Source organism: Streptomyces sp. NPDC007991, from assembly GCF_042958445.1.
Taxonomy (GTDB): Bacteria; Actinomycetota; Actinomycetes; order Streptomycetales; family Streptomycetaceae; genus Streptomyces.
Window position 1 is genome coordinate 94,574 of the sequence record NZ_JBIBJD010000019.1, and the last position, 14,570, is coordinate 109,143.

The following is a 14,570-nucleotide window of genomic DNA, read 5'->3' on the forward strand; positions in this document are numbered from 1 at the left end:
CTTGCCGTTCGGCTCGGACAGCCCCTAGGTTAAACCGAGAGTTAAGCGTGCTTAACACGCTGCTGTCGTAGCCACCGCCCCAGTTGCGAGGTCGCCGTGCTCGAACGCACACGCACCGCCGAGCGGTACGCCCGAGGTTTCGCCGCGGCCGTCGTCGCCGTCGCGACCCTACTGCTCGCGGCGAACGCGGGACCGGCGAGAGCGGATGATCCCCAGCAGGGCCCGCGGACGGTCGCGGACAGCCGCTGACGCGATAAGGGATCTTCGACCAGATTCAGCCGATCTTCCCGGTTGACCAGGAGGCGTACGCCGCCTGCAGCACGGTCGACCGGATTGTCGTGCGCCCTCGCCGTCAGCGGAGTCGATCAACGCCATGGGCAGGCCAGACAGCGCAATGCCGCCAGGCGCCGCCGCCGGTACCTCCACTCCGCGCGTGTAGCGCACAAGGTCACCAACAAAGCCATCGAGGTCATCGGCCAGACCAGCCTCGGCCTCCTCGACGGCCTCAGCCTCGGCGGCTTCAGCTACCTGACCGGAGCCGAAGTCGTCTGCCCGCCGGCCTACAACGTCGGCCTGTACGGCAGCATGGTGCCCTTCCCGGTAACAGGCGGAGCCAAGCGTGCCGCAGCGGAAGGAGGGGACCTTCTCGATGCCTGCCGTGCGCGGCAATGGGGCGAGAACCCGGACGTACTCCGACTCTCGGCACTAGTGGCATCATGAACGAGGTGAGGGTTTCCGGTGGGACGTACAACTGAGCAAACACGACCGCTCTCAGCTTCCCCGACTCAGGCAGGAAGCGGCAATCAGGAATACGGCAGGGCGAGTTCCGAGCCCGCGGCTCCCGGCGTGCGGCGGGAGGTCATCGAACGGTACCCGGAAGCCCGTTTCTGGGTCGCCCACAACAAGACGGTTCCCTTGGAGACCCTCCGGGTGCTGGCCAATGATCGAGACTCAAGGGTGCGGTCCATGGTGGCGAGCAAGCGAAAGCTAACCCCCGACCTCCTGACCATGGTGGCAGCGGACCTCGACGAATCCGTCAGGCTCGCCGTCGCCCACCACAAGAGTGTGCCGAAAGACGTTCTGAAACAGCTGCGTACGGATACCTGGGAGGAAGTCCGGTACGTGGCGCGTAATCGGCTCAGGTGAGGCCCAGTGCCGTTCACAATTCAGGGCGTTCAGCCGCACGAAGGCCACGTCGTTGAGATCGACGAGTACGTCCCCATGGCCATCCAGTGGCCGGGCTACGCACGCCTTCAACAGGCACCGCACTCCGTCGTTCTCGATGTCGCGGCCTCCTTGGTCGAGATCAAGACGGACCACGACAGCGGCGAGGTGGTGGAACTCATCTTGGTCCACGTCGTCCGGCCAGAAGACAGCGAGCTCCCTCTGGGCGTGCCCGGCACCATCGAATCCGGTGTTCCACTGATGTCGTACACCGAGTCCAGCCAGGACAGTTCTGCGGGTGGCGTCCGCTTGTACGCGGATGGGCTACGTGTCCGTTTCGGGCAGGAGAGTGCGACGGCGCGGGCAGTCGGTGACCCGGCAGTGGTGTTCGTATTCTCTGAACAGGGACACCTGGTCGAGTTCGACGTGAGGCTCGACTTCGACCGCATGGCCCGGCTACGTGCTGTGTGCGGGCTCCTCGGGTAGCCAGACCTGCGACACCGGCGGCAGCAACCTCCAAGATCTGACCACCAGATGGACGGCAGGGACATCGTCATGGTCAGCGGCGACTCCGACATCCTTGCCCCCGCCGGCCTCGCCGTCGAGAAACGGCAGCGACGTCTACACTCTGCGCGTCTTCGACGCCCGGACGTACCTCACGAAGGCGCCGTAAGCCTCCGGAGAGGCAGTGAGGACCCCGACCTCCGGGTACTTGGAGTCTCGGACTGCGACCCTGGCTTCGAGGTCGGCGACCTCCACGCAATCGCCGCCGCTGCTGCCGCTGTACGACGACTTACGCCACCGAGCGCGCGTCAGATCCAGGGTGCTCCCCATAGCGTTCCTCCATCACGCGGGCGATCAGTTCCGCCGACCCTCTCTCGGAGAGGGCATCGGCCTGGAGGCGAGCGTAACCGACCGAACGTTCCCTGATGACCTCTGGATTGGCCGTCATATGGCCTTGGTCATAGCTCTCGCTGTAGTGGATGTCTGGGTCGCCGTCGAACCGGAGGAGATTGAAGGAGCCCATCATCGCCGAGTGCTGGCCGGCTGAGAACGGCAGGATCTGGAGGTGCGTCCAGGGCTGCCCGATGAGACCCAACAGGTGGGCGAGTTGGTTTCGCATGATGTCGCGACTGCCGATCTGCCGGTACAGCACGGCCTCGTCCAGCACCGTCCACACCACCGGCGGCTGCTCGCGTTCCAGGATGCGCTGCCGCTCCATCCGGGCCGCCACCATCTCGTCGAGCTTCTCCTTCTGCTCGACACCCAGTACGGCCCGGGCATAGTCCGCCGTCTGGAGCAGCCCGTACACCAGCTGGCACTGGTACGTAGAGATGTAGGAGGCGTTGCCCTCCATCTCCGCATATGCCTGAAACCACGTAGGGAGTTGGCTCCGCAGAACCAGCCCCACCAACCGCGAGAAGAAACCGTCGGTCATCAGGGCCACGTCCGCCCGCTCCGCGAACTCCCTGGTCGGGACCTTGTGCGCGGTCTCGATCTGGCCGACCAGCGAGCCCGTGCAGAAGATGCAGTCCCCGAGTTCCTTCTGGGACAGCCCCGCACTCTCCCGGTACCGGCGGAGCTCCGAGCCGAAGTAGTCCAACGGCGAGGCGGTGGGGTCGAGTCGGCGGATGTTGGGCATGAGAGGTCACCCCTGGGTCCGAACGCCGCGCGGCGTTCATTTCGGTCTGTAGCCGAGAGTAACCACTTGACTTCACGCTGGTGGCATGAATCATGTAACTGCCGACCAGGCGGGCGGACTTGGCACCAGGTATGGCACGGACTTCACCCTGGGTGAGCACTCCGCCCGGCACCTGCGCCGCATCCTCAGGGTCTGTCTCACCGCCTGGGAGATGGCCGAACTGTGCGACTCCGCCTCGCTCGCCCTCACCGAGCTGGTCGCCAACGTCGTGCGCCACACGCCCGACCGGCGCGCCGCGGTGCTGATGACGCGGCGGCCGGACGGGCGTGGGGTGCGGGTGGAGGTCACGGACACGTGCCCGCGACCGCCCCTGTCCACAGCTGTGGACGAACTCGCCGAGGACGGACGCGGCGTGCTGATCGTCGACGCCGTCACGGACCGGTGGGGATGGACTCCCCTCCCCGACCGGCCCGGCAAGACCGTCTGGTTCGAGTGCGACGTGAGCAAAGAATTCGGCGAGTGAATTCAGCGCGCGGATTCAGTCAATGCGAATTCTCACGGGAACGCAGATAACGCCAGCCGAAATAAAAAACCCCGACCGCTCCACCGGCGGCGCCGACCGCACAGGTCGCCGTCGCCCACGTCGCCATGTCCCGTGTGATCCACAGCAGGCTCACCACGACCAGCGCTATGGAGAACAGCAGGCGTTCTCCATAGCCCGGGCCGCGCCGGCCGGTCAGTCCCCGGTCGCCGTGCACTTGTACGTCACGCCCTTCATCCTGATGTCGCGGTACCCCACCTTCACGGTCGGGTCGGCGGGCGCGACATCGGTGCCGCCGCCACCACCGCCGCTCTTCTTGCGGCAGTAGTAGCCCAGCGCATCGAGCTTCTTGATGTCGCTCATCGCCTGGTACTTCTTGTAGGAGGCGATCATCGCGGCCCGCCTCTCCGCCGGCGTGGCCTCCTTGGCCTTCGTGTACGCGTAGCACCCGATGCTGGCGCCGATGCCCACCCACGAGGCACCCTTGGCCAGCGCCTTGGTGAGGCCCGCCGCGCCGCTGCCGATCCCGAGGACCGCGCAGATCTCGTCCGCTCCGGCGCGCAGTTCCGGCTGTGCCGGAGCGGCCTGTGCCGCCTGCGCCCCGACGCCGCACAGCGCGCCGGTCATGGCGAAGGTGATGACAGCAGAAATTCCCTTGCTTCGTATGGTCACGAAGTCCATCCCCGTTTTTTGAATTGCATGGCCGGATTGCTTGGCCGGATTGCATGGTCAGTGCGAAAACGACGCTACCCACGGGGGCACACGTAAGCAATGGAGGAAATGTGAACATCACCGGGAGGAGATTCAACCGGGCAAAATCTTCCTCAGTGCCTCGTCAAGGCTTTTCGCTACCTCCGCGTCACCCGGCCGGCTGCCGCCCGGCCCCTTCGGCGGGCCGTACAGGGCGTCGAGTTCGGTGGTGATGGTGTGGGTCACCGCGCCGTAGAGCGGGGTGCGGGGGCGGTGCACCGCCTCGCTCAGGGCCGGGAGCAGGATGTCGCGTGAGTAGCTGGTGCCGTCGGCCATCCGGTCGGGGGCCAGACGGGCCGTGCTCTCGCCGCCGGGCGACGCCGAGGGGCCCTCGGCGTACGCGGGGGCGTGCCCGCATGCCGGGGCCGTGCCGGGCTCCTGGTAGGCCGAGGTGCGGGTCGCGGCGAACCCGGCGCGCAGCAGGCAGCGTTCGCTGTCGGGGTCGGTGAGGAACGCGATCAGTTCGGCGGCCTTCGCGGCGCGCTGCTCGGACGTGGAGGAGGTGACGGCGAGGTTCTGGCCGCCGAGCACGGACTTGCCGGGCAGCCGGGCCACCCCGAGGTTGGCCCCGAAGGTCTCGTGCAGGGTGGGGTAGACGTACGGCCAGTGCCGCAGGAACGTCGTGCGGCCCTCGGCGAAGGCGCTGAGCGACTCGGCCTCGCGGGACTCGGAGGTCCCGTCGAGGGTGTACGGCGAGGCCGTGCGCTCCCGCAGTTCGCTCACCCCGGCCGTCAACTGCTCCTCGGTCGCGACGTACTCGCCGTCGTCGTCGGTGAGCCGGAAGCCCGGTACGGCCGAGGCGAAGGCCTCGATCGCGTTGACGGTGCGGCCCTCGTAGGGGGCGAGCTGGGTGGTCCAGATCGCCTCGTAGTCCTTGATCCCGGCTTCGTCGAGGGGGCCGAGCAGTTCCCGCAGTTCGTCCCAGGTGACGTCTTCGCCGAGGTCGGTGCGGGAGGCACTCGCCTTCACCAGGTGGTCCTTGCGGTAATACAGCAGGCCCGCGTCACTGTTGAAGGGGACCGCGTACCGCTTGCCGTCCCAGTACGACGTGCTGTCCACGGACTTGACGATGTCCTCGGGGTCCTCGACCGCCGAGTCGCTCAGCGGGCGGATCAGGCCGGCTTCGGCGAACTCCGGGATCCACGTCACGTCCAGGTTCACCACGTCGTACTCGGCGCTGCCGGACTGGAGGGCGCCGAGCAGCTGGCTGCGCTGCTGGTCGGCGGAGCCGGGCAGTTCCACCAGGCGGGCCCGATAGCCGTGGTCGCCCTCCTTGGCGTTCCAGGCGTCGATGAGCTGCTGGCGGATGCCGTTCTTGCCGGTGACGTCCTGGCCGCTGGCCACCACGATCCGGGGGGAGGGGTCGACGCCCGGCTGCTGCTGCGCTTCACCGCCGGTGCAGGCCGTGAACGTCAGCAGCGACAGCAGGGACAGCGCGGCGGCCGTCAGGCGTCGGGCCATCATTCCTCCCCCGTTCCGGTGCGGGCGACCTCGTCGCGCAGGGCGGGCACGAGGTCGTCCCCGGCGTCCAGGCAGCGGCCCCGGCCGGCGTCCGCGATCAGCGTGCCGGGGCGGTCCCGGTCGCAGGCCCCGTTCTTCAGCGTCACCATGGCCACGGGCACGCCGGCGGCCCCGGCACTGTCGACCACCTTCCGCAGTCCGTCACCGGTCAGGCGGTTGTCGTCCTCGCCGTCGGTGAGGTACACGATCAGCTGCGGCCGCCCGTCGGCGCCGCGTTCCCGCATGAACGCCAGGGCGTCCCGCAGGGCGGCGGACGGATCGGCTTCCGCGTCCCGCACCCGGGCGGCGCCCAGGGACCGCTCGGCCTCCCGGCGGGCGTGCGTGCCGAAGCCCAGGAGGTCGGTGTGCGTACGGCCCTTGAGCCCGTGCACGGCCCACACCCCGTACTCGTCCTCCCCGCCGAGGCCCGTCAGGGTCTGCCGGAGAATGCCCGGGCCGCCGCTGGGTCCGTCCCACAGGCCGGCCATCGAGCCGGAGCTGTCGAGGAGGTACAGGACCCGGCCGGGGCCGTGGGCGTTGCCGTAGCGCTCCAGTGCCGTGTCCATGGCCGACGGGTCGGCGGAGTGGGCGGGCGGGACCTCGTCGGTCAGTCCCTCGGGGGCCGACTTCGCATCCAGCAGGCGTCGCTCGCCGTGCGCGGACCGGAAGCCCTGCTCGCCGAGCACCCCGCGGCCCTCGTCGCCGGTCAGCCAGGAGCGGAAGCGGTCCACCTCGGCGTCCCGCGCGTCGGCGTCCCGCTCGCCGTCCTCCCAGCGCACCCGCACGAACGTCGGCTCCAGTCCGGGGACGTCGTCGGGGTAGACGGCGGTGCGCGGGGCGCGCGTGGCCGGGTGGCAGCCGACGCCGCTGCGCAGCAGGAACTCCGGGACCAGGGCCGCGCTGCGGTCGTCGACGGCGTCGACGTCGGGCAGCGTGCACAGCAGCCGGGCGGCGGAGGGCTCGGGCCGGCCGGACCGTGTGAGGAGCCGCTCCGCGCGGCGCGCGTCTGCTCCGCCGCCGTACAGGCCCGTCGTCGCCAGCAGCGCCGCGTCGGCGAACTCCGGGTCGGGTCGGTGCACTTCGGCCTCGCCGGGCGCCTGTTCGAGGTCGGTGACCAGCTGCGACAGCGACTGCCCGGTGGGCTCGACGGCGTCGTCCAGGCCCTCCGGGACGGCCAGGACGACCGGCGAGTACACGAACGGCCCGGTGTCCGGGTACAGCCGGGCGAAGAAGCGGTCCTCCTGGGCCGCGGTGGCCCGGCGGACGTCCGCGCGGGTGCCGGGGATCCACACGTCCGGCTGCGGGCCGATGTCCCGCTGCGGGTTGTCGTCGTCGCGCGGCTGCTGCCAGGCGTCGGTCCGCTTGCCCAGCGCGGTCACGACACCGGCGGCACCGGCGCTGTAGACGGTGACGCCGCTGCGCCGGCAGCCGTCCTTCGTGGTGTTGGCGTCCGAGGCGACGTAGGCGTCCGCGGCCGCCTTCATCGCCTGCTCCAGGTCGGGGTCGGTGAGCAGACGCAGCTCCAGTGCCGGGGCGCAGGGGCCGGAGTCGCCGGTCAGGACGAGGACGCCGTAGCCGCCGGCGCCGGTGGCGAGCAGCGCCAGCAGCACCGCCAGGCCGGTACGTCCGAGCCGTTGGAGGGCTTTTCGGGCACGGCCGAGCATGCGCCGGAGCCAGAGGGCCCAGGGGGGAGGCGGGGGGTCCGGCTCGGGCGTGATCACCGGGCCCGCCGCCAGCAGCACGTCCGCGTCCGGGTCCCAGGGGGGAGCCAGCGCCTGCGGCCGCTGCGAGTCGTCGTCCTCCGCCTTGTACTTCGCCTCGGCCATCCGCTGCTTCACCGCGGCGTACAGCCGGGAGAGCCACACCTCGCCGCCCTCGTCGAGGACGTGCACGAGTTCCCGGGTGAAGGGCGTCGGGGCGTCGGCGTCGCCGCCCAGGATGCAGCGGTTGGGCTGCACGCTCATCAGCAGCAGCACCTTGTGCTTCTTCCGCTTCGGATCGTCGAAGCGGTGCCAGATCTCCGCGGCGTTGCCCGCGTAGCAGCAGTCGAGGATCACCACCACCTGCTGGGCGCGGCTCTCGACGAGTTCGCCCAGCACCTCGCTGAAACTCACCGAGCCGGGCAGCCCGTCGCCCGTGAGCACGCGGGCAGTGCGCAGTTGGAGGTGCAGTTCGTTGCCGGAGGTGGAGGTGACGGCGTGCCCGGCGAAGTAGAGCAGCAGCAGTCCCCTGGCGTCCTGGCAGGCGCGGCGCAGTGCCCCCGTGAACTCGTCCGGGGTCGGCGAGGCCAGAGCCCGCACCTCGTGCGCATCGAACACGCTGCCCCGGTGCAGTGCGTCCTCGAGTGTCCTCCGGTTGTGCCGCACGGCGGGGAGCTGGCCGGTGACGCCCTGGGGATCCGGTGCCGTGTGGTCGTACTCGGACACACCGACCAGCAGCGCCCGGTTCACTTCGCCGCGCGGGTCGAAGCGGCTCACCGGCCTACTCCCCGTCGGTGTCCAGCGGGCGGATCTGCGGCTGGGGATCGCCGCCCTGGAGCCTGCGGCGGTTGTTCGTCCAGGTCTTCACCGCGCGTGCGGTGTACTCGGTCAGTGACGCGATCGTGACGACGTCACCGAGCACTTTGAGGACGAGTTCGAGGTCGGGTCCCAGCCGCCCCTTGGTCGCCTCCGCGCTGGTCTGCGCCTCGATGCTCAGCTTCTTCTCGGACAGCAGTTCCGCGAGCGGCTCTTCCCGCTCCAGCCACGTCTTCAGGGCTCTGACATCGTCCACGGTCCCGCCGGCGCCCAGCCGGACGCGCACGCCTAAGACAGCCACTTCGTCCCCCTCTGTCATCCCCACATCATGACACCAGGTCAGGCCTCGGCGGCAGACCTTTGACGCGACATGAGCAAGCGATTGCACGCCCCCGTCACGCCAGGCGCAGACGGCGCACGCGACCCTAGGCCTGGGTCTGCAACTGCCTCAGCTGCCGCTGCACATGGTCGAGCGCCCCCTCACGGCGCCCGGGGACCCGGCCGCGCAAGTCGGCGAGCGCCGCGCCCAGTTCGCGGGCGCGGGCGGGGTCGCGGACCTGGCCCCACTGGTGGTGGGCGCGGTCCACGGCGGCCTCGACGGCGGGCGCGTCCGGTGCCTGACCGGCGTTCAGACGGACGGCGGCCACCGTCAGCCAGGTGTGGCAGCTGCGGCCCGCGTCCCCCGCGAACATCGCCAGGTCGGCCCGGACCTCGGCCCAGTGCAGGGCCTCCTCGGAGGCCGGCCCGTGCGCGGCGACGGCCGCCTGCTCGTGCCGGGCGGCGAGCGCGTCGGCGTCGGCGTGGCGGCCGGACTGGACGGCGGCGGTGATGGCGGCGTGCGGGTCACCGGCCGCGGGGCCCGGCGTGCTCAGCACCAGGTCGGTGCCCGCGCTCTCCGGCGCGATCCGGGCCAGCGCCTGCTGGTGCAACTGTTCCGGCGGCGGCCGGAACCCGCTGCGCAGGATCGTCGCGACGGCCTTCATGTACGCCGGTGCCGCGACCGTGCGCCTGGACGGCGGGGGTGCGATACGGCCGTACACGGCGTTGCCGCGGCCCGAGTCCAGCGGGGTGCCGCGCAGCAGCTCCCAGGTCTCGGCGTCCGCGTGCAGGTCGAGCAGGAGGGTCGTGGCGCCGGCCGGTCTGAGGCGCAGTTCGTCCCGGAACCAGTGCCAGGGGAAGGCCGTGTAGCGGGCGGTGGAGGCGGTGGTGCGGGCCAGCGCCAGGTGGGGCAGGCGCTGGCGGCGGTCGAGCTGGAGCTGGCCGGTGACGTACACGGTGAGCGGTCCGGGGGCCGCGGCGGCGGCGCGGAGCCGGGTGAGGACGGCCTGGGGCTCCAGCGGGTCGGCGAGTTCGACGACGTTCGCGGTGTCCGTGCCGGCCAGCACGCCGGGCTGGACGGCGGCCAGGACGGGGAGCACGGACGCGGCGTCGACCAGGCGCCCCTTGCCCACCGGCGAGGCCGCCAGCAGCAGCACGGTTCCGGGCATCTGGTCCCTCCCCCTGTCGATCACGTACGTCAGCACGGTAACCGCTGCGGCTGCAAAGGGGGGCCCCAGGCCCCTAAACGTCCGCCTTCGAGGGTTTCGCCCGCTCCTCGGCGACGGTCCGGCGGCACAGGGCGGGCAGCGCGTCGCGTCCGCCGACTTGCCAGGCGGTTCCCGGCGGTGTGCCCTGGGAGGCAGGGGCAGGGAGAGAGAGGAGAGCTCTCATGGCTCATGCGGCACCCGCCTCGCGCAGGATGACCAGGCAACGCCGTACACCCGATGTCTTCGGCCCGCGCACCCACGCGATGGCGAAGGTCGCGGTGCCCGTCGTCCTCGGGCTCGTCTACGGCTACTGGGCCGCGGCCATCCGGCGTGACGCCGGGCCCGTCACCGGTTGGAACCTGCTGTTCGGCTTCGTCACCGCGCTCGTGTTCGCCGTGCTGTTCGCCGCCGTGTGGCGCCTCTCCCCGTGGCTGGGGCGCGAGGCGCACGCGCTGCTCTGGTTCGCCTTCACCGGCTGCGCGATCGGCTTCCTCTACAGCCAGACCGGCGAGTCCGTGCTGCAGTCCACCGGGGTGGGGGTGGGGGTCGGGGTGGGCGTCTTCGTGGCGATGTTCTACCGCTACTACACGCACGAGGACGCCGCCGGCCGGCCGCTCGACTGACTCGGTACCGGCACGACACGTTCGGCTCGTCCCGCGGGGCCGAATGCAGTCACGCCGGTCGCGGGACGGGCCCGCGGGCCCTTGCCTTGAAGGGTGTCCGAGCGCGACCGTGCGCCCCTGCCCGAGCGGGCGCCCTTCCGGCCGCGGAACGCCCTGTCGGCCGTTCTGCTGGCCCTGGCGTGCCTGCTCGTGCCGTTCGCGACGCTCGCCTCCTGGGCGGCGCACGGGCTGACCGACACCGGCCGCTACGTCCGTACGATGGCGCCGCTGGCCGCCGACCCGGACGTGCGGCGGGCGGTCGCGGACGCCCTCGGGGACGGGGTCATGCGGGAGGCCGGGCAGGAGCTCGGCACCGGTCCGCCGCCCGGCACGGTCGGGCACTTCGTGCACGACGCGGCGCGCTCCTTCACCCGGACCGAGGCGTTCCGCACCGGCTGGGACGCGGCGAACCGGGCCGTCCACGACGCCGTGCTGCGCGCCCTGCGCGACGACGGCACCCGGGCCCTTGCCGTCACCGTCGACCTCGCGCCGATCGTCACCCGCGTCAAACACCGGCTCACCGCCGACCACGTGTCGTTCGCCCACCGCATCCCGGTCCCCGACACCCGGGTCCCGGTGCTCCCGGCCGACGACGTGGACCGGCTCCGCAAGGGATACCACGCGCTGGACACCGCCGCCTTCTGGCTGCCGCTCGCCGCCGCCGTGTGCGCCGTGGCCGGGACAGCCCTCGCCGTGTGCCGCCGCCGCGCGGTCACCGCGCTCGGCCTCGGCACGGCCCTGGGCGGCGGGCTGCTCGTCCTGGCCGTCGCGATCGGCCGCCGCCTCACCCTCGCCGACCTGCCCGACACGCTCGACCGCCCGGCCGCCGGCGCGGTCTACGACGCCCTGACGGCCACCCTGTCGGCGGTGTCCTGGCTGCTGCTCGCCTTCGGCCTGACCGTGGCGCTCGGCTCGTGGCTCACGGGCCGGTACGGTCCCCGGCTCGCCGCGCGGCGACGTGCGCGAGCGTCCGCAGCGCCCGCCGCAGCACCGGCTCCGGAACCGACCCGAGCCCGATCCTGACGGCGTCGGGCGTGTGGGCGGGGGAGACGGCGAAGGCGGGGCCGGGCGTGACGGCGATGCCGTGCGCGGCGGCGGCCGCCGTGAAGGTGTCGGCGCGCCACGGGGCGGGCAGCTCCCACCAGGCGAAGTAGGCGCCCGGCTCGGACCGTACGGCGAAGCCCGCGAGTTCCTCGGCGAGGATCCGCTGCCTGTGCGCCGCGTCCGCCCGCTTGGCGGCCACCAGCCGCGCCACGATCCCCTCCCCGGCCCACCGCGCGGCTGCCTCCAGCGCGAACCGCCCCGCACTCCACCCTCCCGACCGCACGGCAGCGGCCACGGCCCCGACCCGGTGCGGCGGCACGACGAGGAAACCCGCGGTGAGCCCCGGGGCGACCCGCTTGGAGAGACCGTCGACGACATGGGTGAGGGCGGGCGCGAGAGCGGCGAACGGATCACCCCGCTCGTCCAGGAAGGACCAGATGCGGTCCTCCACCACCGGCAGGTCCAGGTCGTGCACCAGCCGGGCGAGTTGCAGCAGGCGCGGGCGGCTCGTCGTCAGGGACGTCGGGTTGTGCAGCGTCGGCTGCACGTACAGCGCGGACAGCGGCGCCGAACGGTGCGCGGCGACGACGGCCTGGGGGAGCAGCCCGGCCGCGTCACCGGCCAGCGGCACCAGGGTGAGGCCCAGCCGCGCCGCGATCTCCTTGACCAGCGGATACGTCAGCTGCTCCACCCCGACCCGGCCGCCCGGCCGGACCAGGGAGGCCAGCGCGGCGGCGATGGCCTGCCGGGCGTTGCCGGTGAACAGCAGCCGGTCCGGGGCGGGGCGCCAGCCGGGGGTGGCGAGAAGCGTGGCCACGGCCTCCCGGGCCGGCCCGGTACCGGTGGCGGCGGCCGGCAGCAGCGCCTCGGCCAGCACGTCGGGACGCAGCAGCGGCGCGAGGACGGTGGCGAGGAGCTCCGGCTGGCCGGGGGCGCTGGGATAGTTGAGCTCCAGGTTGACGAGGGCGTCGGCCTGGCCGGGCTCGGCGAGCGCCTGCCCCGTCGGCCCGTCCGGCGTGGCCCGTACGAAGGTGCCGCGCCCGACCTCGCCGACGACCAGCCCGCGCCGTACGAGCTCGCCGTACACCCGCCCGGCCGTCGACGGGGCGATCCCCCGACGCCGGGCGAACGCCCGCTGCGGCGGCAGGCGCTGGCCGGGTTTCAGCCGCCCGCCGGCGATGTCGTCGGCGATCCTGTCCGCGATACGGCGGTAGTCACCCATCGGCCGGCCTCCCCCTTGGATTGCACCGAGAGCAAAGATCTTATTGCACCGAGTAGTTGGAGCTGCCTAGGGTCGTCCCATGGCACCCTTCCTCGCATACGAGGACAAAAGACCCGACTCCGCTCGGCAGTCCCTTGTCCCCCTGGTTCTCGTCCACGGCCACCCCTTCGACCACACCATGTGGGCCCCGCAGCTGCGCACGTTCTCCGCGGACCGCCGCGTCGTCACCCCCGACCTGCGCGGCTACGGCGCCTCCCCGGCCGCACCGACCCTCACGGACTTCGCGGGGTTCGCCCGGGACATCGAGGCCCTGCTCGACGAGCTGGGCGTGGAGTCCTTCGTCCTCGCCGGGCTCTCCATGGGCGGCCAGATCGCGATGGACTGCTACCGGCAGTTCCCCGGCCGTGTCCGCGGCCTCGTCCTCGCGGACACCTTCCCGGCGGCGGAGACCCCGGAGGGCGTCCGCACCCGCGACGCCATGGCGGACCGTCTCCTGCGGGAGGGCCTGCGCGGCTACGCCGACGAGGTCCTGGAGCGCATGGTCGCCCCCCACGCCCCCGCCGAGGTCAAGGCCCACGTCCACCACATGATGACGGCCACCTCCCCCGAGGGCGCCGCCGCCGCCCTGCGCGCCCGCGCCCGGCGCCCCGACTACACCGCCCTGCTGACCCAGGTCCGTGTCCCGGCCCTGGTCGTCGTCGGAGCCGACGACACCTACACCCCCGTCTCCGACGCCCGGGCCATGCACGCGGCCCTCCCGGACGCGGCCCTGCACATCATCGAGGGCGCGGCCCACATGCCGAACCTCGAACGCCCCGCGGAGTTCGACCAGGCACTCGGGGAATTCCTGGACCGCGTCGACGCCCGGCGACCTTCCCCCGCACCACCCCGTCTTTGAGGGAGGATGCGGGAGTCCCTGAGGGAGGATTCGGGCACCCACCCCGCGAACGGAAGGCCGGGCCTTGGACACCGCCGCTGCCGAGTGGACCGCCGCCGACGGGCCGCACCGCCGTCCGCTCCGCCGGCGGGCAGGCGCCTGGTGCGCCGCCCTGCTGCTCGCCGGGGTCAGCGTGCCCGTCGGCTTCCGCACCGCCGACAGCGACGGCATCACGCCCATCCCGCAGATCCTCGCCTTCCTCCCCTGGCTGCTCGCCCCCACCGGCCTGGCCCTGCTGCTCGCCCTGCTGTCCCGGTGGTGGCTCGGGACGGTCTGGGGCGTGCTCCTGCTCGGCCTGCTGGCCTGGTTCATCGAGCCGTACGGCAAGGTCGGCGACCCCGTCGGCCGCCCGGTCGCCGACCTGCGCGTGCTCACCTCGAACGTCGAGTTCGGGCAGGGCACCGGGTCCCTGGTCGCCGCCGTCCGCCGCGAGGAACCGGACGTGCTCTTCGTGGAGGAGTGCGACTACGCGTGCGACGCGCGCCTGAAGAAGGACCTCGCGCAGGACTATCCACACCGCCGGGCCGTCGAGGGCGGCGGCTCCGAGGGCTCCGTCATCCTCAGCCGCTTCCCGCTGCGGCCCACCGACGGCGTCCCGGGCACCATGGGCATGCCCGGGGCGATCGCCGACGTCGACGGGCATCCCGTACGGCTCCAGCTCGCCCACCCCATGCCCCCGCTGCCCGGCCAGATCGACCTGTGGCGCAAGGAACTGGACGCCCTGCGCGACGCGGCCGCCACCGACCCCGGCACGCCCCTCGTCCTGGCCGGCGACTTCAACGCCTCCCAGGACCACGCCGCCTTCCGCCGCATCCTCGACACCGGCCTGAGCGACGCCGCCCGCCTGGACGACGCCGACCGCACGCCCACCTGGCCGGCCCGGACCGCGCCGGTGTTCGGCGCGCAGATCGACCACGTCCTGGTCTCGAAGGACTTCGCGGCCGACCGCACGCGCGTCCTGGACCTGGCCGACACGGACCACCGGGCGGTGGTGACGGACCTGACACTGCACGCGCGGGAGTAGACGCCGCACACGGACGAGAAGGGGGACGCCCGGCGGGCGCCC

18 protein-coding genes are annotated in these 14,570 nt (G+C 72.1%); 9 read left to right on the plus strand and 9 right to left on the minus strand.

What is annotated here, in order from left to right; translation table 11 throughout:
- Nucleotides 1-96 precede the first annotated feature (96 nt).
- The 4 genes from ACFZDA_RS37915 (at nt 97) to ACFZDA_RS37930 (ending at nt 1,650) form a co-directional block, all read left to right on the plus strand.
- Nucleotides 97-249 carry a hypothetical protein gene (locus tag ACFZDA_RS37915; RefSeq protein ID WP_391090442.1) on the plus strand — a complete coding sequence of 51 codons (153 nt, stop codon included), beginning with the start codon at nt 97-99 and terminating at the stop codon, nt 247-249.
- An 84-nt stretch (nt 250-333) separates the two neighbouring features.
- On the plus strand, nt 334-720 hold the full coding sequence (locus tag ACFZDA_RS37920) for a hypothetical protein (protein WP_391090444.1): 387 nt from the start codon (nt 334-336) through the stop codon (nt 718-720).
- Nucleotides 721-846: 126 nt separating this feature from the next.
- Nucleotides 847-1,146: a hypothetical protein gene (locus ACFZDA_RS37925; RefSeq protein WP_391090446.1), complete on the plus strand. Its 300-nt coding sequence runs from the start codon at nt 847-849 to the stop codon at nt 1,144-1,146.
- 6 nt (nt 1,147-1,152) lie between these two features.
- Nucleotides 1,153-1,650 (plus strand): hypothetical protein, encoded by a 498-nt coding sequence (locus tag ACFZDA_RS37930; RefSeq protein WP_391090448.1) that lies wholly within the window; start codon nt 1,153-1,155, stop codon nt 1,648-1,650.
- Between the two features lie 135 nt (nt 1,651-1,785).
- Here ACFZDA_RS37930 and ACFZDA_RS37935 read toward each other — a convergent pair whose 3' ends face one another.
- On the minus strand, nt 1,786-1,998 hold the full coding sequence (locus ACFZDA_RS37935; RefSeq protein WP_391090450.1) for a DUF397 domain-containing protein: 213 nt from the start codon (nt 1,996-1,998) through the stop codon (nt 1,786-1,788).
- Entirely contained in the window at nt 1,958-2,806 is an 849-nt protein-coding gene (locus ACFZDA_RS37940; protein WP_391090452.1) for a Scr1 family TA system antitoxin-like transcriptional regulator, read from the minus strand. The genes ACFZDA_RS37935 and ACFZDA_RS37940 overlap by 41 nt, the downstream gene beginning before the upstream one ends.
- A gap of 85 nt (nt 2,807-2,891) precedes the next feature.
- Here ACFZDA_RS37940 and ACFZDA_RS37945 point away from each other — a divergent pair, with 85 nt between their 5' ends.
- A complete protein-coding gene (locus ACFZDA_RS37945) occupies nt 2,892-3,329 on the plus strand; it encodes an ATP-binding protein (RefSeq protein WP_391090454.1) in 438 nt (145 codons plus the stop codon).
- Between the two features lie 19 nt (nt 3,330-3,348).
- Here the strand turns inward: ACFZDA_RS37945 and ACFZDA_RS37950 are convergent, their stop codons facing one another.
- The 6 genes from ACFZDA_RS37950 to ACFZDA_RS37975 all read right to left on the minus strand — a co-directional run bounded on the left by ACFZDA_RS37950 (nt 3,349) and on the right by ACFZDA_RS37975 (nt 9,600).
- Entirely contained in the window at nt 3,349-3,564 is a 216-nt protein-coding gene (locus tag ACFZDA_RS37950; RefSeq protein WP_391090456.1) for a hypothetical protein, read from the minus strand.
- On the minus strand, nt 3,543-4,028 hold the full coding sequence (locus ACFZDA_RS37955) for a hypothetical protein (protein ID WP_391090458.1): 486 nt from the start codon (nt 4,026-4,028) through the stop codon (nt 3,543-3,545). Before ACFZDA_RS37955 ends, ACFZDA_RS37950 begins: the two co-directional genes overlap by 22 nt.
- Before the next feature lie 123 nt (nt 4,029-4,151).
- On the minus strand, nt 4,152-5,558 hold the full coding sequence (locus ACFZDA_RS37960; protein ID WP_391090460.1) for an extracellular solute-binding protein: 1,407 nt from the start codon (nt 5,556-5,558) through the stop codon (nt 4,152-4,154).
- Entirely contained in the window at nt 5,558-8,074 is a 2,517-nt protein-coding gene (locus tag ACFZDA_RS37965) for a caspase family protein (RefSeq protein WP_391090462.1), read from the minus strand. Before ACFZDA_RS37965 ends, ACFZDA_RS37960 begins: the two co-directional genes overlap by 1 nt.
- A gap of 4 nt (nt 8,075-8,078) precedes the next feature.
- Nucleotides 8,079-8,414 (minus strand): hypothetical protein, encoded by a 336-nt coding sequence (locus tag ACFZDA_RS37970; protein WP_391090464.1) that lies wholly within the window; start codon nt 8,412-8,414, stop codon nt 8,079-8,081.
- A 124-nt stretch (nt 8,415-8,538) separates the two neighbouring features.
- Nucleotides 8,539-9,600 (minus strand): hypothetical protein, encoded by a 1,062-nt coding sequence (locus ACFZDA_RS37975; RefSeq protein WP_391090466.1) that lies wholly within the window; start codon nt 9,598-9,600, stop codon nt 8,539-8,541.
- Between the two features lie 221 nt (nt 9,601-9,821).
- On the opposite strand from ACFZDA_RS37975, the gene ACFZDA_RS37980 reads away from it, so the two are divergent.
- Nucleotides 9,822-10,262: a hypothetical protein gene (locus ACFZDA_RS37980; RefSeq protein WP_391090468.1), complete on the plus strand. Its 441-nt coding sequence runs from the start codon at nt 9,822-9,824 to the stop codon at nt 10,260-10,262.
- A 93-nt stretch (nt 10,263-10,355) separates the two neighbouring features.
- Nucleotides 10,356-11,324, plus strand: coding sequence for a hypothetical protein (locus tag ACFZDA_RS37985; RefSeq protein ID WP_391090470.1), 969 nt, complete (start codon nt 10,356-10,358; stop codon nt 11,322-11,324).
- Here the strand turns inward: ACFZDA_RS37985 and ACFZDA_RS37990 are convergent.
- Nucleotides 11,221-12,567, minus strand: a complete 1,347-nt coding sequence (locus ACFZDA_RS37990; RefSeq protein ID WP_391090472.1) for an aminotransferase class I/II-fold pyridoxal phosphate-dependent enzyme — start codon at nt 12,565-12,567, stop codon at nt 11,221-11,223. The two genes, ACFZDA_RS37985 and ACFZDA_RS37990, sit on opposite strands and share 104 nt — an antisense overlap.
- Before the next feature lie 79 nt (nt 12,568-12,646).
- Here ACFZDA_RS37990 and ACFZDA_RS37995 point away from each other — a divergent pair, with 79 nt between their 5' ends.
- Together ACFZDA_RS37995 and ACFZDA_RS38000 are read left to right on the plus strand one after the other, a co-directional pair.
- Nucleotides 12,647-13,465 (plus strand): alpha/beta fold hydrolase, encoded by an 819-nt coding sequence (locus ACFZDA_RS37995; RefSeq protein WP_391090474.1) that lies wholly within the window; start codon nt 12,647-12,649, stop codon nt 13,463-13,465.
- Between the two features lie 64 nt (nt 13,466-13,529).
- Nucleotides 13,530-14,528 carry an endonuclease/exonuclease/phosphatase family protein gene (locus ACFZDA_RS38000; protein WP_391090476.1) on the plus strand — a complete coding sequence of 333 codons (999 nt, stop codon included), beginning with the start codon at nt 13,530-13,532 and terminating at the stop codon, nt 14,526-14,528.
- The last annotated feature ends 42 nt before the right edge of the window (nt 14,529-14,570 follow it).

Excerpts from the sequence above, each read along its gene's own strand:
- ACFZDA_RS37975 (WP_391090466.1), bottom strand. The coding sequence starts at position 9,600 with ATGCCCGGAACCGTGCTGCTGCTGGCGGCCTCGCCGGTGGGCAAGGGG.
- ACFZDA_RS37980 (WP_391090468.1), top strand. The coding sequence starts at position 9,822 with ATGGCTCATGCGGCACCCGCCTCGCGCAGGATGACCAGGCAACGCCGT.
- ACFZDA_RS37935 (WP_391090450.1), bottom strand. The coding sequence starts at position 1,998 with ATGGGGAGCACCCTGGATCTGACGCGCGCTCGGTGGCGTAAGTCGTCG.
- ACFZDA_RS37940 (WP_391090452.1), bottom strand. The coding sequence starts at position 2,806 with ATGCCCAACATCCGCCGACTCGACCCCACCGCCTCGCCGTTGGACTAC.
- ACFZDA_RS37960 (WP_391090460.1), bottom strand. The coding sequence starts at position 5,558 with ATGGCCCGACGCCTGACGGCCGCCGCGCTGTCCCTGCTGTCGCTGCTG.
- ACFZDA_RS37955 (WP_391090458.1), bottom strand. The coding sequence starts at position 4,028 with ATGGACTTCGTGACCATACGAAGCAAGGGAATTTCTGCTGTCATCACC.
- ACFZDA_RS37995 (WP_391090474.1), top strand. The coding sequence starts at position 12,647 with ATGGCACCCTTCCTCGCATACGAGGACAAAAGACCCGACTCCGCTCGG.
- ACFZDA_RS37945 (WP_391090454.1), top strand. The coding sequence starts at position 2,892 with ATGAATCATGTAACTGCCGACCAGGCGGGCGGACTTGGCACCAGGTAT.
- ACFZDA_RS37990 (WP_391090472.1), bottom strand. The coding sequence starts at position 12,567 with ATGGGTGACTACCGCCGTATCGCGGACAGGATCGCCGACGACATCGCC.